The following is a 24,733-nucleotide window of genomic DNA, read 5'->3' as shown; positions in this document are numbered from 1 at the left end:
CACCACAACAAAAACAACAATGAGGTTTGCCCATGGACAGTCCATCGCGTCGTTCGACGCTGACTATCGCGTTGTGCTTTATCGTTGCGCTGATCGAGGGTTTCGATCTGCAGGCCGCCGGCACCGCTGCCGCCGGATTGCGGCAAAGTTTTGCGCTGGACCCGAAAATGCTCGGCTGGGTCTTCAGCGTCGGCATCATTGGCTTGCTGCCGGGGGCGTTCTTCGGTGGCTGGGTCGCCGACCGCATCGGCCGCAAGAAAATCCTGGTCAGTGCCGTGCTGCTGTTCGGGCTGTTTTCCCTGAGTACTGCGTTTGTCGAAAGCTATTGGAGCCTGTTGCTGGTGCGCTTTCTCACCGGCCTGGGCCTGGGCGCCGCGCTGCCCAACCTGATCGCGCTGTGTGCCGAGGCGGTCAGCGAAGGCAAGCGTGGCACCGCGATCAGCGTCATGTACTGCGGCGTGCCACTGGGCGGCGCACTGGCCGCCGTGGTCGCGATGTTTTCCAGTGAACACTGGCAAACCACTTTTATCATCGGCGGCCTGGCGCCCTTGCTGGCCGTGCCGCTGATGATCTGGCTGCTGCCTGAATCCAATGCCTTTCGCCAACAGTCCGGGCAAGCCCGCAGCCTGCGCCCCTCCACCGGCGAGGCACTGTTCGGCGAAGGGCGCGCATGCACGACCCTGGCGTTATGGCTGAGTTACTTCTTCACCCTGACCGTGATGTACATGCTGCTCAACTGGCTGCCTTCGTTGCTGATGGAACAGGGCTTCAGCAAACCCCAGGCGGGCTTGGTGCAGATGCTCTTCAATATCGGCGGCGCCCTCGGCTCGCTGCTGGGCGGGGTGCTGCTGGACCGCTGCAACGCGCTGAAAGTGGTGCTGTGCGTGTACACCGGGTTGCTCGCCGCACTGGCCGGGGTCGGCCTGTCGGTGGGGATTGTGCCCATGGCCATTGCCGGCTTTGCCGCCGGGTTGTTCGTGATGGCCGCCCAATTGGTGCTGTATGCCAGCGCCCCACCCGCCTACCCCACCGCTGTGCGTGCGACCGGTGTGGGGGCGGCCGTGGCCATCGGCCGGCTGGGCTCGGTGGCCGGGCCGCTGGCGGCCGGGCAACTCCTCGCGGCAGGCGCCGGCACTCCCGGCGTGCTGCTGGCGACGTCCCCCGGCGTGGTGATCGCCGCACTTACCATCATCAGCGTGATGCTACGTGCGGCGCCACCGGGCCGGCCTGGCACCCCCGCCGCTAAAACCGGTGCAGCCAGTTAAACACCAGCTTGTTGCCCTGGGTGCGGTTTTGCGCCTGTTGCTCGAAGTACGCGTTCACCGACAGGATATTTTCCTTGTTGAACGCGTACATCATGCCTGGACCGATGGCCCAGACCTTTTCTCGACGCCCACTCACCGCATGCCCATCCACCTCGGTGTCGGTGATCTGCTTCAACCAGTAGCTATTCAAGCCCAGGCTCAATTGCGCGTCGATGGCGTACTGCAGCGTCAGGTTGGCATGCAGTGCCTGCCCGGCCTGGGTACTGGAGGCATCCCCAAAGCCTGCCTGCGGCTGATCATTTCTGCCATTCCACAGGTACATGAAACGCCCACTCGCCGACCACTGGGGGCTGAACCAGTACGTCGCCGCGTAGTAGGGGTTGAATGACCAGAAATGGCTGCCGGGGTTGATCGAGCGATTGCGGTCGTAAGCGCCCACCGGCACCGTCACATCCGCCTCGACCCGCTGGGTCAACCACGGGCTGCCATCGGCTCGGGTCACTGTCGGCAGTTGCAGGAACGCGCCCAGCGTGACATCGCCAAACCCGGCCCGAGAACTGAGTGCCGCGTTGTTCAAGCCATCCTCCACCGACACATGGGCCAGGGAGGTATTGATCAGGGTAAATCCTGGCATCGCGCCATTGGCCAGGGGCTGGCCGACGTAGATGATCTGCGTGGTGGGCGCCACCACTTCCAGGTCCTGCCGGGGCAATGCGAGCTTGTTGCCATGGGCATCATTGAAGCGGCTCGCACGCGAGTACGTGAGGTATTCCTCCAGGTACCAACCGGGTCCGGCAGGCGCGGGTGAGCCGTCATAGAAGCTGGTGGTCCCAAGGTTCAGGCCGGGTAAGTCGTAAGCATGAGCGGTCGCTGACAACGCGACCCATGTCACGGCCGCAACCGGCCGCAAGATAGGCTTGAGCATCTTGTATGTCCTGTATTTTTGTTGTTGTTCAAGACCCCCGGCACGGCGCTGCCGCACCGGGGTGCAACGCTGTGGCAATGCCTACAGGTAAGTGGCGGCCAACCCGCCATCCACCGGCAGGTTGACCCCGTTGACCCAACGCGCCGCGTCCGAGCAAAGAAACGCGATCACTGAGGCCACCTCATCAGCCAAGGCCGGGCGGGTCATGCGCTGGCTGTCCTCGGCCACTCGCTCTGGCCCGAGCATGCTGACGAAATCCCCCAGAATCGGGGTGAACACCGGCCCTGGCGCGACGCAGTTGATACGCACCCCGTGATCGCGAAACCAGGCTTGGGACTGCTGTGCGCTCCAGACGATCAGCGCCTCCTTGAAGTACTGATAGCAGCTGCCCTGCTCCACCGGATTGGCCGCTAGCCACTGCTGCCCGGCCCTGAAGCTCTCGGTGGCGGCCAGCGCTTTGTGCAACGCCAGGCGCTGCGGCCACTGCGCGCCGAGCACCGAGGCGACGTTGACGATGCTGCCGCCCGCCGGCATGCGTGGCAGCAGCGCTTGGGTGAGATGGCGCAACCCCAGGTAGTTGACCTCCGCCACCGTTTGCACCGGCGCCGTACCGGGCACACCGGCAATATTGCACAGCGCGTCAACCCGCGTTGGCAGGCGCGCCACCAATGCGTCGATGCTCGCGGGATCACTCAGGTCGGCATGAAAAAATCCAGCCAGCGTCAATTGGGGTTCATGGCGATCGACGCCCAGTACCGTGGCGCCCTGGAAGCGCGCCAATCGCGCCACTTCCGCACCAATGCCCGACGCGACGCCGGTGACGATCAAGGTTTTGTTGTACAGGTGCATGTTCAAGCCCTCTTATTGTTGTTTAGGCAGGTGCGAGCCAAGGCTCAGAAGGGATAGGCCGGCGGCGTGTTTTTCACGGTGACCCATTGCCATTGGCTGTATTCGTCCCAGTCAGCCGGCCCGCCAACGCTGCCGCCATTGCCCGATGCGCCGCGCCCACCGAAAGGGTTGATGCACTCATCCGCCACGGTCTGGTCGTTGATATGCAGCAGGCCGCAGTCCAGCCGCTCGCCGATGGCCATGGCGCGCCCCACCGAGGGCGAGAGGATGGCCGCCGAAAGCCCGTACTCGGTGCGGTTGGCCAGCTCGATGGCCTCCTCATCCGTGGCAAAGCTGACCACCGTCGCCACCGGGCCGAAAATTTCGTCTTCAAAGGCGCGCATGCCCGGCCGTACGCCACTGAGCACCGTCGGCTGGTAAAACAGCTGGTCATAATCGCCGCCCGCCTCCAGCTTTGCGCCCGCCTGCAGGCTGTCGTTGACGATCTCGCGCACGCGCTGCAATTGGCGCAGGTTGATCAAGGGGCCGAGCGCGGCTTCACCGCGCGCAGCGTTGCCCACGGTCAGCGCACGGGCCTTGTCCACCAACTTGCGTGTCAGGCTGGCGGCGATGGACTCATGCACCAGCACCAACCCCGTCGCCATGCAGATTTGCCCCTGGTGCAGCCATGCTCCCCAGGCGGCGTTGCTGGCGGCCAGGTCGAGGTCGGCGTCTTCGAGAATGATCAACGGGTTCTTGCCGCCCAGTTCCAGCGCGACTTTTTTCAGGTGCCGGCCAGCCACCTCGGCGACTTTGCGCCCCGCTGCCGTGGAGCCGGTAAACGCGATCATCCGCACGTTGGGGTCGCGGCACAGCGCCTCACCTGCCGCTGCGGCGCCGGGCAACACGTGCAGCAAACCCTTGGGCAGGCCCGCTTCTTCGAACAGCCGGGCGATCAGAAAACCACCGCTGACCGGGGTCTGCGGATCGGGCTTGAGCACCACCGCATTGCCCGCCGCCAGGGCCGGTGCCACCGAACGCAGCGACAGCACCAAGGGAAAGTTGAACGGGGAAATCACCCCGACCACGCCATGGGGCTGGCGCCGAGCATAGGACAAGCGCCCCGCCGCGCTGGGCAGCACCACGCCGTGAGGTTGGGACAGCAAGCCCGCCGCCTGATGCAGCAGCACGATCGCTTCGCGCACTTCGTGCTCGCCCTTGAACAGCGCGGCGCCGGTTTCCCGGGCGACATACAGCGCCAGTTCGGCGAATGACTGTCGGGCCACCTCGGCCGCCTTGCGAAACACCTCGGCGCGCTCCCGTGGGCCGAGCGCGGCCCAGGCCGGTTGGGCCAGGGCCGCGCTGCGGCTGGCCACGGCGATGTCGGCCGGGCTGGCCATGGCGCAGTTCATCAGCGGTTCGCCGGTGGCAGGTTCGATCACGGGGATCACGGCTCCCGAAGCGGGCTCCCAATCGCCGTTGAACAGGCATTCGGACTCGATGGCCCGTTGTAACAGGTGGGTGGTTTCAGACACTGACATGGCAACTCCCAGTTCTTGTAATTATCATCGCCTGCACGGGTGCAGACGCCGCCTCTAGCCTTGAGCAAAGGCTGTGCCGTTTGCACGAGACCCCGCTGACATAAACCGTCGAAGGCTCTGGATCGGGGCCTTTCACGCGCCGCGTTGCGGTGCTCCACCGCTCAACTGCAAAAACCACCACCGCGCCACTTGTTCAATTGATAAGGTTATGTTTAATAACTATCTGAGCAGTGACTCATATCGATCACTCGCCTTGCAGGGGCATAACAATGACTAATCCCCAAAGCGCGCAGCCCGACGACCGCGCGAGCGCCGCGCACTATCATCCGCGCGGCGACAGCCGCCAACTCAGCGACAGCAGTTCACCCACGCCTGCGGAACTGACCGACTGCCTGTTTTTCTCTCCCGAAGACGGGCGGATCTGGCTCAACGACCAACGCATGTTGCTGCTGCACAGCTCCGCCTTCGGCGCCCTGCGTGGGGAAGTCATCGAGCGCCTGGGGCTGGAGCAGGCGCGCGGCCTGTTTACCCGCACCGGTTATGCCTGCGGCGCGCGCGATGCGCGCCTGATACGCGAGCGCTGGCCACAGGCCGATGCCGCCGCCGTATTCCGGGCCGGGACGCACTTGCACACCCTGGAGGGCATGACCAAGGTCGAACCCCTGTACTTCAAGTTCGACGCCGACTCGGGGTTCTATGAAGGCGAGTTTCTCTGGCACCACTCCTGCGAGGCCGACGAGCATGTGCGCGCCTACGGTGTCGGCCAGGATCCGGTGTGCTGGACGGAGACCGGGTATGCCACGGGCTTCGTCAGTGGCCTGTTCGGGCAACTGGTGATTTTCCGTGAAGTCGAGTGCCGTGGCATGGGCCACCGCAGTTGCAGGGTGCTCGGCAAGACGGTCGAGCAATGGGGCGACGCCGAGCAGGACTTGCGCTACCTGAATGTGTCCCAGGCCGTCACCAGCCCCGCCGCCGCCCCGCTGCGCCATAGCCCGGCAGGCAGCCCTGTCGGGGTCAGCCAGGCACAACCGCTGGTGGGTGCCAGTGCAGCGTTCAACGCCGCGATGCAAGCCTTGCAACGCGTCGCGCTGACCCCCGCCACGGTGCTGATCAGCGGTGAGTCCGGCGTCGGCAAGGAGATGTTCGCACGCCAGCTGCACCAACTCAGCGGCCGCCGTGACAGCCCATTCGTCGCGCTCAATTGCGCGGCCATCCCCGACAACCTAATCGAAGCCGAACTCTTCGGCGTCGAGCGTGGCGCCTACACCGGCGCCACCCACTCGCGTCCCGGGCGTTTCGAGCGGGCCCAGGGCGGCACCCTGTTCCTGGATGAAATCACCAGCCTCAGCCTGGCGGGGCAAAGCAAACTGCTGCGGGCGTTGCAGGAGCGAGAGATCGAACGGGTCGGCGGCGTGCGCGGCATCACGGTGGACGTGCGGGTGGTGGCCGCGACCAATATCGACTTGCGCAAGGCGGTCGCCGACGGCTCGTTTCGTGAAGACCTGTTCTACCGCCTGAATGTCTACCCCATCGCCCTGCCGCCGCTGCGTGAGCGCCGGGATGACATTCCGCTGTTGATCAATGCGTTCCTGACGCGCTTCTGCCAGGAATACGCGCGGACACCCACCGGCCTGACCATGCGCGCGCTGAAGGTGCTGCTGCGTTACGATTTCGCGGGCAATGTGCGTGAGCTGCAAAACCTGATCGAGCGCGGCCTGATCGCCAGTGACGAGGGCCAAGCGATTGATCTGGTGCATCTGTTTCGCAACGAACCGCTGCCGGCGGATGCCTATGGCCTGGACCACCACGGCAGCCTGTCAAACACCGCGCCGGCCAGCCCCCCTGCGCTGCTGGACACCCTGGGCCAACTCGACCAGGGGTTTTCCATCGAAGGGCTCGAAGCACGCCTGATCCAGGAGGCGCTGCAGCAGAACGCCGGCAACCTGGCCGCGGCGGCCAGACGCGTAGGGCTCAGCCGTGCCCAATTTGCCTACCGGTTGAAGAAACATCAGCGGCAAACCCCGTGAGCCCAAAGACCGACCTCAGAATTATCGAACTGCTCCAGCCCCACCCATTAAAAAAAGCAGCCCTTTGGCACCGATAACATCGTTTCTCGGGGACGCCGCCAATCCCTATATTGGCCCGCACTATCTGTCTGAATGACTCAACGTTCACCCCTCAGTGCGAGTATCTCAATGAACAAAAAACCTGACAGCACAGGACTTGATAATGCGGGCGCCGGGACCCGGGCGGTCTGGGGCGGGGAGCAAGTCAGGCACCCCTACAACGCCACCCAGACCCCGATCGTTGCCAGCGCCGCGTATGGCTACGACGACATCGATGTGTGGTATGACGTGGCATTGGGCAAAGCCCAGGGCTTCATATACAGCCGCATGAGCAACCCGACGGTCGAGACCCTCGAAGCCAAGATCGGCGAGTTGGAAATGGCCGAATCCGCCGTTGCCTTCAGCAGCGGCATGGCGGCGATCAGCAGCGTGCTTTACACCTTCCTGGCCCATGGCAACCGCGTGGTCTCCACCAAGGACAGCTACGGCGGCACCAACAAGATTTTCGAAGAGTTCCTGCCGCGCATGGGCGTGGCGGTCACGCTGTGCGAGACGTTCGATCATGAGCAGATCGAGCGCGAAATCGCCAAAGGCTGTCAGGTGGTGTACCTGGAAACGCCCACCAACCCGACCCTGAAAATCCTCGATATCCAACGGCTGGTCGCGGCGGCCAAACGCGTCGGCGCCTTGGTCGTGGCCGACAACACCTTCGCCACGCCACTGAATCAGAGCCCGCTGGCGCTGGGGGTGGACGTGGTCATTCACAGCGCCACCAAGTTCCTAAGCGGTCACGGTGATGTGCTGGGCGGCCTGGTCTGCGGCCAGGAATCGTTGATGGCCAAGGTTCGGCATTACCGCGAAATCAACGGTGCGTCACTCGACCCGTTCTCGGCCTACCTGATCATTCGCGGCATGAAAACCCTGGTACTGCGCATGCGCCAGCAGCAACGCAGCGCTCGTGCCTTGGCGGAATTCTTGTGCACCGAACCCTTGGTGTCATCCGTCAATTATCCCGGCCTGCCCGGGCACCCGAACCACGCAGTGGCCTGCGCGCAAATGGCTGGCTTCGGCGCCATCGTCAGTTTTGTACTGGTCGGCGGCATGGACACGGTCAAGCTGCTATTGCCACGCCTGCGCTTTGCGCATTGCGCCGGCAACCTCGGTGCGGTGGAAACCATTTACGGCCCGGCCCGCACCACCAGTCATGTGGAAAACACGCTGGAGGAACGGCTGGCGCTGGGGATCTCGGAAGGGTTGGTGCGGGTCTCGGTCGGCATCGAGGACACCGATGATCTGCTGGATGATTTGAAGCAGGCGTTCGCCTTTGCGCGCGGCCTGCGCGAGAAAAACAGCCCACAGAGCAACTGCGCCGAAGTCGCGAGCTGACGTTTCAAACCTCACGACAGGGCCGTCTGTGAGGCGTTTCATGAAGAGGAATAATAATAAGACTTAGCGGCAACGTTCCGACCTGCCCTAACAACTTTCATGAGAACAACCATGTCCACAAAAGAAGAAAAACTCAACACGCGTGCCGGCTTCAAACAGGAAATGCAGACCCGCCATATCGTCATGCTCGCACTCGGTGGCGTGATCGGCACCGGGCTGTTCCTGACCTCTGGCTATACCGTCAACCAGGCAGGTCCCCTCGGCGCGGTCATCGCCTACGTCATTGGCGCGCTCATGGTCTACATGGTGATGATGTGCCTGGGCGAATTGGCGGTGCAGATGCCTGAAACCGGCTCGTTCAGCAGTTACTCGACGCGGTTTCTCGGCCCGGGCACCGGCTATACCGTGGCATGGCTGTATTGGCTGACATGGACCGTGGCCATCGGTTCGGAATTCACCGCTGCCGGTATCCTGATGACGCGCTGGTTCCCCGACACGCCGGTATGGATCTGGAGTGCGCTGTTCGCCGGCGCGGTGTTTTTCACCAACGTGGTGTCGGTGCGTTTGTTTGCCGAAACCGAGTTCTGGTTGTCGCTGATCAAAGTCGTGACGGTGGTGGTGTTTCTTGTGATCGGCGGCGGCGCCATTCTCGGCCTGCTCAATATCGATCAGGCCCACAGCATCGGCCTGGGTAACTTCACCCGCGAGGGCCTGTTCCCGACCGGTTTCATGTCGATTGCCATGACCTTGCTGGCCGTGTCGTTCGCCTTCTCGGGCACCGAGCTGATCGGTATCGCCGCCGGTGAAACCAAAGACCCCCAACGCAATGTGCCACGGGCCATCCGCACCACCGTGCTGCGCCTGGCGATCTTTTTCGTCGGCACGATTTTCGTCCTGGCGACCCTGCTGCCGCGCGAACAGGCCGGCTTGGTGGAAAGCCCCTTCGTGACCGTATTCACCTATATCGGCATCCCCTACTCCGCCGACATCATGAACTTTGTGATCATCACTGCGCTGTTGTCGGCCGCCAACTCCGGGCTGTACGCCGCCTCGCGGATGCTCTGGACCTTGAGCGACCAGGGCCATCTGCCCAAGCAGTTCTCCCAGCTGACCCGCATGGGCACGCCCTTGAATGCGATTGTGTTGAGCATGGTCGGTGGCGGCGCCTCCCTGCTCAGCAGCGTGTTCGCAGCCGACACCGTGTACTTGGCGCTGGTTTCCATCTCCGGGTTGGCGGTTGTGGTGGTGTGGATGAGCATTGCCGCGAGCCAGATCGCCTTTCGCCGCCAGTATGTGGCCAACGGCGGCGATGTGCGCGACCTCAAGTTCCGGGTGCGCGGTTACCCCTGGGTTCCGCTGGGCGCGTTGGTGTGCTGCGCGCTGGCGTGTGTGGGCATCGCGTTCGACCCCGAGCAGCGGGTCGCGCTGTACTTCGGCGTGCCCTTCATCGCCTGGTGCTACTTCGTGTATTACATTACCCGCAACAGCCGCGAGCGACGCCTGTCGCTCGCCTCCACGGTTCGACCGTCCGATGCGTTCTAGGCACGCTCGACGGTGTGGTCCAGCGTGCTCGGCACAGCGTCGATAAGGGACAGATCATGAAGCAAAAGCCACTCCCGCCGTTGAATTGGCTGCGGGCCTTCGAGGTGTCCGCTCGATGCCTGAACTTCACTCACGCCGCTGACGAACTGTGCTTGACCCAGGGTGCCGTCAGCCAGCAGATCCGGCAGTTGGAAAGCCATCTGGGGGTGGCGCTGTTCAAGCGGTTACCACGTGGCCTGGGCCTGACCGAAGAAGGCCAGGCCTACCTGCCGGTGGTACAGGATGCGATCACCCGCCTGGCCGTCGGCACCAATGAGATTTTTGGCCAGCACAAACGCCGGCCAATCAAAGTGCGCGGCAGCCTGGCGTTTTTCGTGCACTGGCTGGCGCCCAAGCTGGTGGGTTTTCGTCAGGACCATCCGCAGGTGGATATCCGCTACATTAGCAATATCTGGGTCAAGGAGCTGGATGGCGAGGACGATATGGAGATTCGCTGGGGCCATGGTCAATGGCCCGGCCTGGTTTCGCAGCGCCTGACCTGGGACACCTTGTTTCCAGTGTGCTCGCCCGCCCTGATCGCACGTTCACCGCTGAATGCGGCCGAGGACGTGGCCCAGCACACACTGCTGCATGTGCTGGGCTACGAAGAAGGTTGGGGCTACTGGTTGAAGATGGTCGGCGCGGACGCCGTCGATTCGTCGTGCGGCCTGCAGTTCGACACGCTGATCTCGACCTTGCGCATGGCGGAGCTGGGGCAAGGGATCGCCCTGGCACGCTCCTCGATGGTCGACGAAATGCTTGAGGACGGGCGCCTGGTCGCACCCTTCGACCAGCGTATCGAAGCCAGCGAATCGTTTTATCTGGTACGCGGTTCAGGCGCCGACGAGCATCCCGACGCCGTGATGTTTTCCACCTGGCTGGTCGAGCAGGCACACCGATACAAATAGTAGCCGGAGCCCAAGCATGCACTATGTGAGTACCCGAAACGCCGCCGTACGGGTCGACTTCGAAAGGGTCGTATTGTCCGGTATTGCCGACGACGGCGGGCTGTTCGTCCCCCTGGACCTGCCGCAATTCGAAACCCAGGACATCGCGAACTGGTCAACCTTGCCCTATGACGAATTGGCGTATCGGATCTTGCGTCCGTTCATTGGGGACGCCATTCCCGAGCCGGATCTCAAGCGCCTGCTCAAAGACGCCAGCCGCCGTTTCCAGCACCGGGCCGTCGCGCCTTTGCATCAGGTCGACCGCAATGAATGGGTATTGGAGCTGTTCCACGGCCCGACCCGCTCCTCGAAGGATTTTGCCGCGCAATTGCAGGCGCAATTGGTGCAGTACTTTCTGCAACGCCGCGCCCGACGTGCAGTGGTGCTCGGCGCCACCAACGGCGATACCGGCCTGGCGGCGATCGAGGCGTTCAACGATTGTGACGAGGCCCATCTGGTAGTGCTTTACCCGGAGCGCGGGGTGCCGCCGCATCAGTTGCACGCACTGTGGGCGGCGGCACGGCCCGATGTGCATCTGTTTGCGGTCGACGGCAGCTTCGACGAGTGCCAGGGCATTGTGAGCCGGCTGTTCAGCCAGTGGCCGTGCCCCCAGTACGAGGCGATCAGTTTCAACTCCAGCAACTGGGTCAATGTGCTGGCGCAACTGGTGATGTATTTCCACGCGGTGCTGCAATTGGGCGGCGGTCAGCGGCCGATCGGTTTCAGCGTGCCGGCGGCGAGTTTCGCCGAAGTCTATGCAGGCTACGTGGCGCAGAAAATGGGCTTGCCCATCACTCAGATTATCGTCGCCACCAATACCAACGATGCCCTGCACCAGTTGTTCCTGAAGAACCATTATTCCAGGCTGCGCGCCAACAAGACCCGGTCACCGGCGATGGACCTGTCGACGTTCTCCAACCTGGAGCGGTTCCTCTGGGAAGTGTATGAGCATGACCATCAGGCGGTCAGCGCGTTGATGCTCGAGCTGGAAACCCACGGCGAGATCACCCTCGCCAACGAATGCTGGTTACGTGCACGGATGATCATTGACTCCTACGCCGTCAGCGATGAGGAAACCCTGAATGAGATGACCGCACTGCATCGCGACACCGGCTACGTTGTCGACCCGCACACGGCCACCGGCGTGATCGCCGCTCGCCTGTACCGTCGCAGCCTGGTGGCGCCGATGGTCACGCTGGGGGAAATTTCCCCGGTCAAATCGGCGGCGTTGCTCGCCGAACTGGGGATCGGCCTCCCGCAGTCGGCCAGCCAGGGCGAGCCACCGGTACACCCACCGTGCCATCGGGTCGCCCCTGATGACATCACCCCCCTTCTTAACGTGCTCGACACGCTTTGAACGCGTGGCCAGTGGAGGCCCCATGAAGCGCATCCTGGACCCTCTCGATGAGCGCATCATCGCCGAGCTGCGGCTTAACGCACGGGCGGCCCACGCCGAGCTGGCGGCCAAGGTCAACCTGTCGCGCAACGCCGTGCGCCAACGGATCGAACGGTTGGAACGCGACGGTGCGATCCTCGGCTATACCGTCCTAACGGGCGATGGACGACACGCCGCCTCACAGATCAACGCAGTGATTTTCGTCTATCGCTATGACCGTATGCGCGGGGAAGACGTCTTGCAGGCCCTGCGCGCGATCCCTGAAGTGACCCAGTGCGATGTCATGAGCGGCGAGTTCGACCTGATGTTGCGCGTCAGCGCAACCAGCCCGCAGCGGGTGCATCAGGTGTGGAATCAGATTTCAGCACTGGCAGGCGTGGAAAACACAGTGACTTCGTTCGTTTTATCCTCAGTCGTCTGAGCCGTTTTTTGCTTGGAAAAAAGTCAACTGCGGTTGGCTTTTTTTATGCCGGTCGTGCACGCCCTCCCTTGGTCAAAACGCCCATGAAATAGAGCAAATCGGCATATTTCACTGCCCTGGGCGCGCCCCTAATCTAGAGCCCTACCCCACCTCACCCAGATCAAGGGCAATAAAAAAATGACTGAATATAAACTCGCGCTGGTCGGCTTTGGCGGCGTCAATCGTGCCCTGGCGCAATTGATTGCCGAGCGCAATGAACGCTGGAAAACTGAACTGGGCTTCAGCCTGAAAATCGTCGGTGTCACCGACCTGTTCCTCGGTTCGCTGATCAATCGTCAAGGGCTGGACGCGGCCTCGTTGGCAGGTCTGCCGGCGGTCAAGGGCGCCCTGGCGCAACTGCCGGGTGGCAACGCCTTGGCGCTCAACGAGGTGGTGATCAAGGACTCCGGCGCGGACATCATCGCGGAGGCGACATTCACCAACCCGGTGGATGGCGAACCGGCGACGTCCTTCTGTCGCTGGGCACTGGAAAGCGCCAAGCACGTAGTGACCACCAACAAAGGGCCGATTGCCCTGCACGGTGCTCAATTGAAAGCCCTGGCCCAGCGCAATCACGTAGCCTTTGAATATGAAGGTTCGGTCATGAGTGGCACCCCGGTGATTCGCCTGGCCAGGCAGTTGCTGGCGGGCAGCACGATCAACGGTTTCGAGGGCATTCTCAACGGCACGTCCAACTTCGTCCTGACCCGCATGGAGAGTGGCCTGGGTTTTACCGAAGCGGTCGAGCAGGCCCAGGCGCTGGGGTATGCCGAAGCCGACCCGACGGCGGATGTCGAGGGCCATGACGTGCGCCTCAAAGTGGTGATCCTGGCCAACGAACTGCTGGATGCAAAGCTCAATGTCAGCGATGTGCGCTGCCGCGGTATCAGTACCCTCACGCTGGACGACATCGACCAGGCCCGCCAGAACAATGCACGCTGGAAATTGATCGGCGCCGCCACACGCCAGGCCGACGGTTCGGTCAGTGCCAGCGTCGAACCGCGCCTGCTAGACAACGCGCATCCGTTGGCCAGCATCGGCGGAGCCACCAACGCGGTGTCGTTCAACACCGACCTGATCGGCACGGTGACAGTGTCGGGGCCTGGCGCCGGGCGTACGGAAACCGCCTTCGCGCTGCTGTCAGACATCATCAGCCTGCATCAGGCTGCGGCACAGAACCGGGAGTAAGCGCATGAACGTATCGAACCTGGCCCGGGCCGTCGTGGCACCGCAGATCCAAGTCCTCAACCCTTACAACGGTACGCTGATCGACAGCGTCGCCGAGGTGTGTGCCTCGCAGGTACCGCAGTTGCTGGCGCAGGGCCGCGACGGCGTGCAGGCGTGCGCGGGGTTGCCGCGTCATCGCCGGGCGCAGATTCTCGAACAGGCCGCCTTGCACGTGGAGCGCGATGCCCAGGCATTTGCCCGACTGATCGTCGAGGAAGCCGGCAAGACCCTCAAGCAGGCCGAAAAAGAGGTCAAGCGCTGCGTCAACACCCTCAAGCTGTCCGCCGAAGAGGCCAAGCGTAATGCCGGCGAGGTGATCCCCTTTGATGCCTATGAAGGCTCGGCGTCGCGCCAGGGCTGGTTCTCCCGTGAGCCGCTCGGTTTAATCGTCGCAATCACGCCGTACAACGACCCATTGAATCTCGTGGCGCATAAGCTCGGCCCGGCCATTGCCGGCGGCAATGCGGTGATTCTCAAACCCTCCGAGCTGGCGCCGTTATCGGCGATAAAACTGGTGTCGTACCTGGTCGAAGCCGGCTTGCCCGAATCCGTGGTCACACTGGCCACCGGCGGCGCGGAGCTGGGCAAGGCGCTGGTGGCGGCGCGAGAGGTGCGCATGATTTCCTTTACCGGAGGCTTTGTCACCGGCGAGCAGATTGCCCGCACTGCAGGCTTGAAGAAACTCGCAATGGACCTTGGCGGCAATGCACCGGTGATCGTCATGGCTGACTGCGACCTTGAGGCCACCGTGGCGAGTTGCGTGTCCGGCGCGTTCTGGGCCGCGGGACAGAACTGCATCGGCACCCAGCGGCTGTTGGTGCATGCGTCCATTTACGCAGCGTTCCGCGCGCGTTTCGTCAGCCAAACCGAAGCCTTGGTGGTCGGCGACCCAATGCTCGCCAACACCGATATCGGCCCGATGATCACTCAACAAGCCGCGCAGAATGCCGAGCGTGTGGTCGCTGAAGCATTGGCCCAAGGCGCTACGTTGCTTTGCGGGCATCGACGCCAAGGCGCCTGCTACGCCGCCACCGTCCTGGAAAACGTCGATCACGCCAGCCAGCTCTGGCGCAACGAGGTCTTCGCGCCGGTGGTGGTGCTACAGCGTTTCGAATCCTTCGATGAAGCCATCGCGCTGGCCAACGAACCCGAGTACAGCCTCCACGCCGGGATCTTTACCCGCGACCTGGCCACGGCCATGAGCGCCGCACGTCGGATCGAAGCCGGTGGCGTGATGATCAATGACTCGTCCGACTATCGCTTCGATGCGATGCCGTTTGGCGGCTCCAAATACGGCAGCCTGGGCCGCGAGGGGGTGCGTTTCGCCTATGAAGAAATGACCCAGCCCAAGGTGGTGTGCTTGAACACGCTGGCTTGATCGCTTCAAGCACAGCCCAATCGGGTGGTGAGGCATTGGGCGGGGCTGGTCGCCCGCCCAATGCGGTTTTTATGCCTGCCCGCCTACCCCGTCAAAGCAATACCGTGGACAGCATGCCCAATGCCCCCAGGCAGAACCCGATCAGTGCGCCTCGCCCCGGTGCCTCGTGAAACAAGGCCCACACCACGATGGGTTCAAGCAGCAACAACGACGTGACCGAGACCACGGTGACGATCCAGATATCGCCCACCGCGACGTACCCCAGCCAATAGGCGCCCAGCAGGCATAAACCGGCAAAACACATCAGTACGACAGGCAGTACAAACGCATCCAGTGAACCGTTGCCCGTCTGGGCAAGCCGGGCCGTGACGACCTCACTGTAAATGGCACAAAACTCACCGATTACCATCAACCCTAGAGCAAAAACTCCGAGTAATTCTTTGGACATATCAAAAACTCCTTCGTATTCAGCGCACTGTTTTTCAGTTCCCAGGCGGCGATACCGTTCGCCAGGGACGCGTTGCAGCGATACGAAACAAGCTTGAACAGGCCCGAATTACCGAAGTGCTTTTGCATGCGATTGTCCTTTGGAGGAGTTGGTGCGGCGCAACCCGCTCAGGTCGCGTGTGCTGATCATACGTTTCGTGAAACCCTATAAACAACCGACGCTCGCGACACGCGTGAATCGATTGCAGCGTGACCCGCTCGGCAGGTCACGGCGAGCGCAGGCTGAGACTTGCGTCGCAGTGCCACGCGAAACAGTTGTCGGCGACGGTGCGATCCCTGAGAATCGCGCTCCCGACCATCGGGCACTACAGGGATATTCTGCACATGGCTGCTTCCAATAAATGGCTGATGTCGTCAGTCGCTTATTACCTCGACTTCTTCACCGTTCCCCTCTTCATCCTCCTTGCCCTCTATCTCGCGCCTTTTGACCTCGGCCTGGCACTGGCCGGCTGGTTGGCCTGGACACTCGTGGAGTACTCGGCCCACCGCTTCCTGTTCCATTCGCTGTACCGCCGCGAGCACTGGACCCACCACGTCGACGTACTCGCCTACATCGGCGTGTCGAGCTGGAAAACCAGTTCAACCTTTGCCGTGCTTTTGCTGCTGGCCTGGTTCACCGGCCTGACCTCGGTTTTTGTGGGGGCCGTGAGCGGATACTTCATTTACATCTCGGTGCACTATGTGATGCACCGCCCCGAGCATTGGGCCTACCGTTTTATTCCGGGGCTGGTGGCCAATCATGATCTGCACCATCGCCAGGGTGTCGAAAAGAACTTCGGGGTGTCGTCGCCGCTGTGGGATCACGTGTTGCGCACCTATGTGCGGGCTGAAACCCTCAACCGGTACGAGTAGGCACGGGGCGCTACATCTGCATGGCCTCCGGCACCTCTCAGCCTGAAACCACCGTCGCATCGACGCTCGACAAGCGCGCCACGATCCGTTCGATCAACATCCGCACCCGCTGCGGCTGAACCCGGCTCGGCGGATAGACGATGTTCAACGCGGTACTGCCCAGGTCGTAGTCCCTGAGCAGCTCAACCAGGCGCCCGGCAGCGAGGTCGGCGCTGACGTCCCATACCGATTTCAGGCAGATGCCATGACCGGCCAGGCACCACTGCCTCACCAACGCGCCGTCGTTGGCCACCCTGCGGCCGCGCACCAGGACCCGATGGGTGTGCCCGTGACGCTTGAACGTCCACTCGCGCGAAATATTGCTACCAAAGCGCATCACCAGGCATTCGTGGCGGGTCAGGTCTTCGGGGCGCAGCGGCGTGCCATTGCGTTCCAGGTACTGTGGCGAGGCGCATACGACGCGGCGGTTCTCACCCATCGACCTGGCGTGCAACGTGCTGTCGGCCAACGCCCCATAACGCACGGCAAAGTCGATGCCCTGGCTGACGAGGTCGACGTAGCCGTCGCTCAGGTTGAGGTCGATGCTGACTTGCGGATGCTCCTCCATGAACTGCGCCAGGATCGGCTCAATGAGTTGGCGCCCGAGGTCTACGGGAGCGCTGAGGCGGATCGGCCCGCAGACCTGGTGCACCCCCAGGCGAATACTGCTGTGCAGTTCATCGGCTTGCGCCAGCAACTGGCGCGCGCCCTCGACCAGCAGTCGGCCCTCGTCGGTCAGGTTGATCGCACGCGTGGTGCGGTTCAGCAGGCTGGCACCGTAGAAACCTTCCAACTGCGCCAGCCGCTCGGAGACGGACGCGGGCGAAAGCCCCAGCTCCCTGCCGGCTGCCGATAACCCGCCTTTCTCGACGATCAGCAAAAACAGTTCAAGGTTCTTTAGCAGCATTGTTCGGTATTTCCGAAGATGGTTTTTGATTTTTGCCCGATTATCAAAATAAACCTAAAGGCATAGGGTTGCATCCATCCGTTTACAGCGTGGAGTGAAGCGATGCCTTCCAGTGACCCGACAGTGCCCATCATTCAACCCGGGATGGCCCCGATGAATGCCCCCCCGCAACCCACTTGCGCCACCTGCCCCTCAGCGGCGTACCTTCCTGGCCCAGGCCGGTGCAAGCGCAGCCGTACTTGCCGCAGGCGCATTACTCAATCCGGCCAGCGCCCATACGGCGCCAGCCTCCTCGCCTGCCCCGGCCCAAAGCCCGCCAAACGGCCGGTTCTGGCCCGGCGATACGCGGCTGGTGGTGTCGATCTCGATGCAGTTCGAAGCCGGTGGCCAACCGCTCAGACGAGTTCCTGCGCTACGCCAGCAGTCATCCGGGCGTGGCCTTCATGCGCAAGGACGCCATCGCCGACTACACCCTCAAGAGTCCGCTCAGCCTGCGGGAAACCGAGACGATTTGAAGCCTCCCCTCCCTCTTTTGCATTCAAGGAAACAGCCCAATGAAACACTATCGAATCACTGCCATGGTCTTGGGTTTGGCCCTGTCGGGTGCGGCCGTCGCCGCAAATACCGAGCTGCTCAACCCCGGAACCCTTGTGGTCGACAAAAGCCTCACCACCAGCCAACGCGAGACCATGGAAAACGTCGCCCGGCGCTACGACACGTTCTGGCATACCGGCGATGAAACCCTGGCCCGCGCAGCGTTGGCCGATCACTTCATCGACAAGACCCCACCGCCAGGGCGCAAACAAGGGCCCCAAGGCCCCCTGCTGGCTTCCCGGGCTTTTCGTGGCGCGGTGCCCGACCTGAGCTGTGAGATCGAACAAATGATCATCGCCGGTGACCGGGTCGTGGTGCACCTGCATTTTCGCGGGCACTTCACCGGCACCTTTGGCGAGATCAAGGGCAAGGGCCAGTCGGTGGATTTCATCGCCACCGATATCTACCAGATCGAAGACGGCAAGATCACCGCCAACTGGCACATCGAAGACAACCTCACACTGATGAAGCAGTTGGGCGCACTTTAGCCAAAACACACCCTGCCACACCGCCAGAAATGTGCGCTGCGTAGACTGATTGCGCAGCGTGCAAAAGTCTTTTGTCATCACGCCTATTGATAGCACCCTAACGAACCCCCCATGCTAGAGGGCTAATCTCGCGCTTATATCATTCCGAATGATAGTTACCTTTGCTTCATTCGATTCGTGACATAGCACATCGCCGCGCATGATCCGCCCATCTCAAATACATTGGCGGATGCACCTCATGGAACAGTCACTCAAACATTTGCGCTTCCCCTTGGCGATCCTGGCCGTGGTGGTGATGAGCGCATGCGGCAAAACCCCGGAACAAGCGGCCGCCATGCCCCCTGCCAAAATCAGCGTGGCCAAGGTGCTGGAACAACCGGTCAACGAGTGGGACGAGTTCACCGGCCGCTTGGAAGCCCCGGAAACCGTGCAGATTCGTCCGCGAGTCTCGGGCCAGATCGATCAGGTGGCGTTCACCGAAGGCGCCTTGGTGAAGAAAGGCGACCTGCTGTTCCAGATCGACCCGCGTCCGTTCCAGGCCGAAGTGCGCCGCCTTGAAGCCCAGTTGGCCCAAACCAAAGCCGCCGCCACCCGCAGCGATAATGAAGCGCAACGTGGCGAACGCCTGCGTCAGAGCAATGCGATTTCCGCCGAACTGGCCGACTCGCGCACCACCGCCGCCCAGGAAGCTCGCGCCGCCGTCGCCGGCATCCAGGCGCAGTTGGACCTGGCCAAGTTGAACCTGAGCTTCACCCGCGTGACCGCACCGATCAGCGGCCGCGTCAGCCGTGCCGAAATCACCGCCGGCAACCTGGTGACTGCCGATGTCACCGCACTGACCAGCGTGGTCTCCACCGACAAGGTCTATGCCTACTTCGACGCCGATGAACGCGTGTACCTCAAGTACACCGAGTTGGCCCGCGAAGGCCGTCGTGGCGCAACCACCCCGGTGTACCTGGGCCTGTCCAACGAAGCCGGCAACCCGCACCTGGGCCAGATGAACTTTGTCGACAACCAGGTCAACCCGGCCACCGGCACCATCCGCGGTCGCGCCGTGTTCGATAACAGCAAGGGCGAATACACCCCTGGCCTGTATGCCCGCCTGAAGCTGGTCGGCAGCGGCACCTACTCCGCTGTGTTGATCAACGATGAGGCGGTCGGCACCGACCTGGGCAAGAAGTTCGTGCTGGTGATGGACGGCGACAAGCCGGCCTATCGTGCGGTGGAACTGGGGCCGAAGATCGAAGGCTTGCGCATCGTGCGCAGCGGCCTGAACAAGGACGACACCATCGTCGTGAAGGGCTTGCAGCGCATTCGCCCGGGGTCGCCGGTAGCGCCGGAAACCATCCCGATGGCCAGCAAGGAAACCCTCGCCGCCTTGGCACAACAACGACAAGCGCTTGAAGCCAGCAACCTGGAGCAAGTGGCGCCGGATAAAGCCGCGCCCAAGCTCGCAGCCGTCGCGACTCCACGCGGTTAAGGGATACGACTCAAGATGAATTTTTCCAAGTTCTTCATTTCGCGGCCGATCTTCGCAGCGGTGCTCTCGCTGTTGATCCTGATCGCCGGTGCGATCTCGCTGTTCCAACTGCCGATCAGCGAATACCCGGAAGTGGTGCCGCCGACCGTCGTGGTACGCGCCAACTTCCCCGGTGCCAACCCCAAAGTCATCGGTGAAACCGTGGCCGCTCCGTTGGAGCAAGCCATCACCGGCGTCGAGAACATGCTGTACATGTCCTCGCAGTCGACCGCCGACGGCAAGCTGACCCTGACCATCACCTTTGCCCTGGGCACCGACCTGGACAACGCGCAGGTACAGGTACAGAACCGTGTGACCCGGACTCAGCCGAAGCTGCCTGAGGAAGTGACGCGCATCGGTATCACCGTGGACAAGGCCTCTCCCGACCTGACCATGGTTGTGCACTTGACCTCCCCGGACAAGCGTTACGACATGCTCTACCTGTCCAACTACGCCTTGCTCAATGTGAAGGATGAGCTGGCACGCCTGGGCGGCGTGGGTGACGTGCAGTTGTTCGGCATGGGCGACTATTCCCTGCGCGTCTGGCTGGACCCGAACAAGACCGCTTCGCGCAACCTGACCGCGACGGATGTGGTCACCGCGATTCGCGAGCAAAACCGCCAAGTGGCCGCGGGTGCACTGGGTGCGCAACCGGCTCCGAATGCCACCAGCTTCCAGTTGTCGGTGAACACTCAGGGCCGCCTGGTAACCGAGGAAGAGTTCGAGAACATCGTCATTCGCTCGGGCGAAAACGGTGAAATCACGCGCCTGAAAGACATCGCACGGGTGGAACTGGGTTCCAGCCAATATGCTCTGCGCTCTTTGCTCAACAACCAGCCGGCGGTGGCGATCCCGATCTTCCAGCGTCCGGGCTCGAACGCGATCGAAATCTCCAACGAAGTCCGCGCCAAGATGGCGGAACTCAAGCAGAACTTCCCGCAAGGCATGGACTTCAGCATCGTCTATGACCCGACCATCTTCGTGCGCGGCTCGATTGAAGCGGTGGTACACACGCTGTTCGAAGCACTGATTCTGGTGGTGCTGGTGGTGATCCTGTTCCTGCAGACCTGGCGCGCCTCGATCATCCCGTTGGTGGCCGTGCCGGTCTCCTTGATCGGTACCTTTGCGGTGATGCACCTGTTCGGCTTCTCGCTTAACGCGTTGTCGCTGTTCGGCCTGGTATTGGCCATCGGTATCGTGGTGGACGACGCCATCGTGGTGGTGGAAAACGTCGAACGGAACATCGAGCTGGGCCTGGACCCGTTCCCGGCGACCGAAAAAGCCATGAGCGAAGTGACCGGCCCGATCATCGCGACCGCGTTGGTACTGTGTGCGGTGTTCGTGCCGGCGGCCTTTATCAGCGGCTTGACCGGGCAGTTCTACAAGCAGTTCGCGCTGACCATTGCGATCTCCACGGTGATCTCGGCGTTCAACTCGCTGACCTTGTCGCCGGCGCTGGCTGCGGTACTGCTCAAAGGGCATGACGCTCCGAAAGACGGCTTCTCCCGGTTCCTCGACAAACTGCTCGGCGGCTGGCTGTTCAAACCGTTCAACCGTTTCTTCGACAAGGCCAGCCATGGTTATGTCGGCACCGTGCGTCGCGTGATCCGTGGCAGTGGTATCGCGCTGTTCCTGTACGCCGGTTTGATCGTCCTGACCTGGCTGGGCTTCGCCCACACCCCGACCGGTTTCGTCCCGGCCCAGGACAAGCAATACCTGGTGGCCTTCGCGCAATTGCCGGACGCCGCGAGCCTGGACCGCACCGAAGACGTGATCAAGCGCATGTCCGATATCGCCCTGAAACAACCGGGCGTGGAAGCGGCGGTGGCGTTCCCGGGCCTATCGATCAACGGTTTCACCAACAGCCCGAACAGCGGCATCGTGTTCGTGACCTTGAAGCCGTTCGACGAGCGTAAAGACCCGAGCATGTCGGCCGGTGCGATTGCCGGCGCGCTGAACGGCAAGTACAGCAGCATCCAGGAAGCCTACATGGCGATCTTCCCACCGCCGCCGGTACAGGGCCTGGGGACGATTGGCGGCTTCCGCCTGCAGATCGAAGACCGTGGCAACCTGGGTTATGACGAGCTGTACAAAGAAACCCAGAACATCATTGCCAAGAGCCATAACGTGCCGGAGCTGTTTGGCCTGTTCACCAGTTACACCGTCAACGTACCGCAGGTCGATGCCGCCATCGATCGCGAAAAAGCCAAGACCCACGGCGTGGCGATCAGCGACATCTTCGACACCCTGCAGATCTACCTGGGTTCGTTGTATGCCAACGACTTCAACCGCTTTGGCCGTACCTACCAGGTCAACGTGCAGGCTGACCAGCAGTTCCGCCTGGATGAAGACCAGATCGGCCAGTTGAAAGTGCGTAACAACAAAGGCGAGATGATCCCGCTGGCGACCTTCATCAAGGTCAGCGACACCTCGGGCCCGGACCGTGTAATGCACTACAACGGCTTTATCACCGCTGAAATCAATGGCAACGCCGCACCGGGCTACAGCTCCGGCCAGGCCCAGGCTGCAATTGAAAAACTGCTGAAAGAAGAACTGCCCAACGGCATGACCTACGAGTGGACCGACCTGACTTATCAGCAAATCCTCTCGGGCAATACCGCGCTGTTCGTATTCCCGCTCTGCGTACTGTTGGCGTTCCTGGTACTGGCCGCCCAATACGAAAGCTGGAGCCTGCCGCTGGCGGTGATCCTGATCGTACCGATGACGCTGCTGTCGGCCATTACCGGGGTGATTATCTCGGGCGGCGACAACAACATCTTCACCCAGATCGGCTTGATCGTACTGGTGGGCCTGGCCTGTAAGAACGCGATTCTGATCGTCGAGTTCGCCAAGGATAAACAGCAGGAAGGCCTCGACCCGCTCGCTGCGGTACTGGAAGCCTGCCGTCTGCGTCTGCGGCCGATCCTGATGACCTCGTTCGCCTTCATCATGGGTGTGGTGCCCCTGGTGTTGTCCAGCGGTGCCGGTGCCGAGATGCGTCATGCCATGGGCGTGGCGGTGTTCTCCGGGATGATCGGGGTGACCTTCTTCGGGCTGTTGCTGACGCCAGTGTTCTACGTACTGATCCGTCGCTATGTGGAGCGCAGCGAAACGCGCAAAGCGGCCAAGGCCTTGAAGCTGGAGACACAGCAATGAGTGTGAAAGTATTTTTGCCGAGCCTGCTGGTACTCGCACTGAGCGCGTGTGCGGTCGGCCCGGACTACAAAACCGAGAAGCTGGAGGCGGCCAATATCACGGCCGCCGCCGACACCAAAAGCTATGACCATGCCAAATACGAAGGCATCTGGTGGCAGCAGTTCGACGATCCGACCCTCAACCAACTGGTCACCCAGTCACTGAGCGGTAACCGTGACTTGCGCGTCGCCTTCGCCCGTCTGCGGGCGGCGCGGGCCATTCGCGATGACGTGGCCACCGACATCATGCCGGTGGTGACCTCGCGGGCCAGCAGTGACGTGGGTAAAGGCCAGATCCCGGGTCAGACTACCAAGCGCGTCAACAGCGAGCGCTACGACCTGGGGCTGGACATGGCCTGGGAAGTCGACTTGTTCGGCCGCATCCGCCGCAACCTGGAGGCCAGCGACGCCGACCAGCAAGTGGCCGAAGCCGACCTGTACCAACTGCAAGTCACCATGATTGCCGAACTGGTGGACGCCTACGGCCAACTGCGCGGCGCTCAATTGCGTGAACGCATTGCCCTGGACAACCTGAAGAACCAGCAGGAATCGCGCGCCATCACCGTCAGCCTGCGTGATGCCGGTGTGGGCGATCAGCTCGATGTGGAACGCGCAGACGCCCGCCTGGCGGCGGTTGAAGCCAGCGTGCCGCAATTGCAGGCCGAACAAGTGCGCGAGCGCAACCGCATCGCCACCCTCCTCGGCCAGCGCCCCGACAAGCTGAGCGTGGACCTGAGCCCGAAAGACCTGCCGGCGATCGCCAAGGCATTGCCGATCGGCGATCCGGGGCAGTTGCTGCAACGTCGCCCGGACATCCTCAGTGCCGAACGCAAACTGGCCGCCGCCACCGCACGTATCGGCGTGGCCAAGGCCGACCTGTTCCCACGGGTCAGCCTCAGCGGCTTCCTCGGCTTTACCGCCGGGCGCGGTTCGCAGATCGGTTCAGCGGCCGCCAACGCCTGGTCCCTCGGCCCGAGCATTACCTGGGCTGCCTTTGACCTGGGCAGCGTGCGTGCCCGCCTGCGCGGCGCCAACGCCGAAGCCGATGGCGCCCTGGCAACGTATGAGCAGCAAGTGCTGCTGGCGCTGGAAGAGTCGGAAAATGCTTTCAGTGACTACGGCAAACGCCAACAGCGCCTGGTTTCGCTGATCCGTCAAAGCGAATCCAGCCGCGCCGCCGCCGACCTCGCCGCGATCCGCTACCGCGAAGGCACCGTGGACTTCCTGGTCCTGCTCGACGCCCAACGCGAACGCCTGGCCGCCGAAGACGCCCAGGCCCAGGCGGAAGTCGACTTGTACCGCGGCATTGTCGCGATCTACAAGGCCCTGGGTGGCGGCTGGCAGCCGGACACGGTGGTCGCCAGCGCCAAATGATGTAAAGCGCTCCTTTGGTTGGTCGCATCCAGCCAATTTTTAGCCCTGCGGTCCATTCGGTCGCGGGGCTTTTTTTGTTTTGGGGGTCCTAAAATGTTGAAGGTTGTTACTGTAAGTCAGATGAGAAGTCTTTTGTAAGTAAGGTCCTAATACCGCGCTGTGTCTGGTGTTGAGGCTTAGAGAGTGCTTATTGCGGCTGCTATTTTTTATGACTCATATGTGTTGACACATAGAACTACAAAATTTGATGACTCAAAAC

General features: G+C 62.2%; 20 protein-coding genes. 15 read left to right on the top strand and 5 right to left on the bottom strand.

The features are described 5' to 3' along the window. The first annotated feature begins 32 nt into the window (after window positions 1-32). Window positions 33-1,265, top strand: a complete 1,233-nt coding sequence (mhpT, locus tag C9383_RS11810; protein ID WP_090371220.1) for a 3-(3-hydroxy-phenyl)propionate transporter MhpT — start codon at window positions 33-35, stop codon at window positions 1,263-1,265. On the opposite strand, the gene C9383_RS11805 is transcribed toward mhpT, so the two are convergent. The 3 genes from C9383_RS11805 to C9383_RS11795 all read right to left on the bottom strand — a co-directional run bounded on the left by C9383_RS11805 (window position 1,243) and on the right by C9383_RS11795 (window position 4,559). After that, on the bottom strand, window positions 1,243-2,190 hold the full coding sequence (locus C9383_RS11805) for a SphA family protein (protein WP_090371222.1): 948 nt from the start codon (window positions 2,188-2,190) through the stop codon (window positions 1,243-1,245). The genes mhpT and C9383_RS11805 overlap by 23 nt on opposite strands. Before the next feature lie 81 nt (window positions 2,191-2,271). Then, window positions 2,272-3,039, bottom strand: a complete 768-nt coding sequence (locus C9383_RS11800) for a coniferyl-alcohol dehydrogenase (RefSeq protein WP_090371224.1) — start codon at window positions 3,037-3,039, stop codon at window positions 2,272-2,274. A 44-nt stretch (window positions 3,040-3,083) separates the two neighbouring features. Beyond that, a complete protein-coding gene (locus C9383_RS11795) occupies window positions 3,084-4,559 on the bottom strand; it encodes a benzaldehyde dehydrogenase (RefSeq protein ID WP_090371226.1) in 1,476 nt (491 codons plus the stop codon). Window positions 4,560-4,828: 269 nt separating this feature from the next. Between C9383_RS11795 and C9383_RS11790 the strand changes: the two genes are divergently transcribed. The 8 genes from C9383_RS11790 to C9383_RS11755 all read left to right on the top strand — a co-directional run bounded on the left by C9383_RS11790 (window position 4,829) and on the right by C9383_RS11755 (window position 15,000). Next, window positions 4,829-6,586 carry a sigma-54-dependent Fis family transcriptional regulator gene (locus C9383_RS11790; RefSeq protein WP_090371228.1) on the top strand — a complete coding sequence of 586 codons (1,758 nt, stop codon included), beginning with the start codon at window positions 4,829-4,831 and terminating at the stop codon, window positions 6,584-6,586. Window positions 6,587-6,754: 168 nt separating this feature from the next. Then, window positions 6,755-8,011 (top strand): cystathionine gamma-synthase family protein, encoded by a 1,257-nt coding sequence (locus C9383_RS11785; protein ID WP_090371230.1) that lies wholly within the window; start codon window positions 6,755-6,757, stop codon window positions 8,009-8,011. 111 nt (window positions 8,012-8,122) lie between these two features. After that, entirely contained in the window at window positions 8,123-9,553 is a 1,431-nt protein-coding gene (locus C9383_RS11780; protein ID WP_060752837.1) for an amino acid permease, read from the top strand. A 56-nt stretch (window positions 9,554-9,609) separates the two neighbouring features. Then, window positions 9,610-10,500 carry a LysR substrate-binding domain-containing protein gene (locus C9383_RS11775; RefSeq protein ID WP_060752836.1) on the top strand — a complete coding sequence of 297 codons (891 nt, stop codon included), beginning with the start codon at window positions 9,610-9,612 and terminating at the stop codon, window positions 10,498-10,500. A 16-nt stretch (window positions 10,501-10,516) separates the two neighbouring features. After that, the gene (gene thrC / locus C9383_RS11770; RefSeq protein WP_090371234.1) at window positions 10,517-11,896 is read left to right on the top strand and encodes a threonine synthase; all 1,380 of its coding nucleotides are present in this window, start codon (window positions 10,517-10,519) and stop codon (window positions 11,894-11,896) included. Between the two features lie 22 nt (window positions 11,897-11,918). Continuing rightward, complete coding sequence (locus C9383_RS11765) at window positions 11,919-12,356, top strand: Lrp/AsnC family transcriptional regulator (RefSeq protein WP_060752834.1); 438 nt, start codon at window positions 11,919-11,921, stop codon at window positions 12,354-12,356. 177 nt (window positions 12,357-12,533) lie between these two features. Continuing rightward, entirely contained in the window at window positions 12,534-13,583 is a 1,050-nt protein-coding gene (locus C9383_RS11760; RefSeq protein ID WP_090371236.1) for a homoserine dehydrogenase, read from the top strand. Between the two features lie 4 nt (window positions 13,584-13,587). Next, window positions 13,588-15,000 carry an aldehyde dehydrogenase family protein gene (locus C9383_RS11755; RefSeq protein ID WP_090371238.1) on the top strand — a complete coding sequence of 471 codons (1,413 nt, stop codon included), beginning with the start codon at window positions 13,588-13,590 and terminating at the stop codon, window positions 14,998-15,000. Window positions 15,001-15,091: 91 nt separating this feature from the next. On the opposite strand, the gene C9383_RS11750 is transcribed toward C9383_RS11755, so the two are convergent. Then, a complete protein-coding gene (locus tag C9383_RS11750) occupies window positions 15,092-15,409 on the bottom strand; it encodes a hypothetical protein (protein WP_162843554.1) in 318 nt (105 codons plus the stop codon). Window positions 15,410-15,831: 422 nt separating this feature from the next. On the opposite strand from C9383_RS11750, the gene C9383_RS11745 reads away from it, so the two are divergent. Next, the gene (locus C9383_RS11745; protein ID WP_090371242.1) at window positions 15,832-16,359 is read left to right on the top strand and encodes a sterol desaturase family protein; all 528 of its coding nucleotides are present in this window, start codon (window positions 15,832-15,834) and stop codon (window positions 16,357-16,359) included. A gap of 37 nt (window positions 16,360-16,396) precedes the next feature. Here the strand turns inward: C9383_RS11745 and C9383_RS11740 are convergent, their stop codons facing one another. After that, the gene (locus tag C9383_RS11740) at window positions 16,397-17,305 is read right to left on the bottom strand and encodes a LysR family transcriptional regulator (RefSeq protein ID WP_090371244.1); all 909 of its coding nucleotides are present in this window, start codon (window positions 17,303-17,305) and stop codon (window positions 16,397-16,399) included. A 383-nt stretch (window positions 17,306-17,688) separates the two neighbouring features. On the opposite strand from C9383_RS11740, the gene C9383_RS28520 reads away from it, so the two are divergent. The 5 genes from C9383_RS28520 to C9383_RS11710 all read left to right on the top strand — a co-directional run bounded on the left by C9383_RS28520 (window position 17,689) and on the right by C9383_RS11710 (window position 24,474). Next, window positions 17,689-17,820 (top strand): hypothetical protein, encoded by a 132-nt coding sequence (locus C9383_RS28520; protein WP_268876211.1) that lies wholly within the window; start codon window positions 17,689-17,691, stop codon window positions 17,818-17,820. Window positions 17,821-17,859: 39 nt separating this feature from the next. Then, window positions 17,860-18,387, top strand: a complete 528-nt coding sequence (locus C9383_RS11725) for an ester cyclase (RefSeq protein ID WP_090371246.1) — start codon at window positions 17,860-17,862, stop codon at window positions 18,385-18,387. A gap of 238 nt (window positions 18,388-18,625) precedes the next feature. Beyond that, a complete protein-coding gene (mexE, locus tag C9383_RS11720) occupies window positions 18,626-19,867 on the top strand; it encodes a multidrug efflux RND transporter periplasmic adaptor subunit MexE (RefSeq protein WP_060752822.1) in 1,242 nt (413 codons plus the stop codon). Between the two features lie 15 nt (window positions 19,868-19,882). Then, complete coding sequence (locus C9383_RS11715) at window positions 19,883-23,062, top strand: efflux RND transporter permease subunit (protein ID WP_090371248.1); 3,180 nt, start codon at window positions 19,883-19,885, stop codon at window positions 23,060-23,062. Next, a complete protein-coding gene (locus C9383_RS11710) occupies window positions 23,059-24,474 on the top strand; it encodes an efflux transporter outer membrane subunit (RefSeq protein WP_060752820.1) in 1,416 nt (471 codons plus the stop codon). Before C9383_RS11715 ends, C9383_RS11710 begins: the two co-directional genes overlap by 4 nt. Window positions 24,475-24,733: the final 259 nt, after the last annotated feature.

Source organism: Pseudomonas palleroniana (assembly GCF_003031675.1).
Taxonomy (GTDB): Bacteria; Pseudomonadota; Gammaproteobacteria; order Pseudomonadales; family Pseudomonadaceae; genus Aquipseudomonas; species Aquipseudomonas palleroniana.
This window is presented reverse-complemented; position numbering and strand designations above follow the sequence as displayed.

Coding starts and splice junctions, on each gene's coding strand:
- C9383_RS11715 (WP_090371248.1), top strand. CDS start 19,883: ATGAATTTTTCCAAGTTCTTCATTTCGCGGCCGATCTTCGCAGCGGTG.
- C9383_RS11755 (WP_090371238.1), top strand. CDS start 13,588: ATGAACGTATCGAACCTGGCCCGGGCCGTCGTGGCACCGCAGATCCAA.
- thrC (WP_090371234.1), top strand. CDS start 10,517: ATGCACTATGTGAGTACCCGAAACGCCGCCGTACGGGTCGACTTCGAA.
- C9383_RS11800 (WP_090371224.1), bottom strand. CDS start 3,039: ATGCACCTGTACAACAAAACCTTGATCGTCACCGGCGTCGCGTCGGGC.
- C9383_RS11785 (WP_090371230.1), top strand. CDS start 6,755: ATGAACAAAAAACCTGACAGCACAGGACTTGATAATGCGGGCGCCGGG.
- C9383_RS11780 (WP_060752837.1), top strand. CDS start 8,123: ATGTCCACAAAAGAAGAAAAACTCAACACGCGTGCCGGCTTCAAACAG.
- C9383_RS11750 (WP_162843554.1), bottom strand. CDS start 15,409: ATGGTAATCGGTGAGTTTTGTGCCATTTACAGTGAGGTCGTCACGGCC.
- C9383_RS11740 (WP_090371244.1), bottom strand. CDS start 17,305: ATGCTGCTAAAGAACCTTGAACTGTTTTTGCTGATCGTCGAGAAAGGC.
- C9383_RS11760 (WP_090371236.1), top strand. CDS start 12,534: ATGACTGAATATAAACTCGCGCTGGTCGGCTTTGGCGGCGTCAATCGT.
- C9383_RS11725 (WP_090371246.1), top strand. CDS start 17,860: ATGAAACACTATCGAATCACTGCCATGGTCTTGGGTTTGGCCCTGTCG.
- mhpT (WP_090371220.1), top strand. CDS start 33: ATGGACAGTCCATCGCGTCGTTCGACGCTGACTATCGCGTTGTGCTTT.
- mexE (WP_060752822.1), top strand. CDS start 18,626: ATGGAACAGTCACTCAAACATTTGCGCTTCCCCTTGGCGATCCTGGCC.
- C9383_RS11765 (WP_060752834.1), top strand. CDS start 11,919: ATGAAGCGCATCCTGGACCCTCTCGATGAGCGCATCATCGCCGAGCTG.
- C9383_RS11790 (WP_090371228.1), top strand. CDS start 4,829: ATGACTAATCCCCAAAGCGCGCAGCCCGACGACCGCGCGAGCGCCGCG.
- C9383_RS11710 (WP_060752820.1), top strand. CDS start 23,059: ATGAGTGTGAAAGTATTTTTGCCGAGCCTGCTGGTACTCGCACTGAGC.
- C9383_RS11775 (WP_060752836.1), top strand. CDS start 9,610: ATGAAGCAAAAGCCACTCCCGCCGTTGAATTGGCTGCGGGCCTTCGAG.
- C9383_RS11795 (WP_090371226.1), bottom strand. CDS start 4,559: ATGTCAGTGTCTGAAACCACCCACCTGTTACAACGGGCCATCGAGTCC.
- C9383_RS11805 (WP_090371222.1), bottom strand. CDS start 2,190: ATGCTCAAGCCTATCTTGCGGCCGGTTGCGGCCGTGACATGGGTCGCG.
- C9383_RS11745 (WP_090371242.1), top strand. CDS start 15,832: ATGGCTGCTTCCAATAAATGGCTGATGTCGTCAGTCGCTTATTACCTC.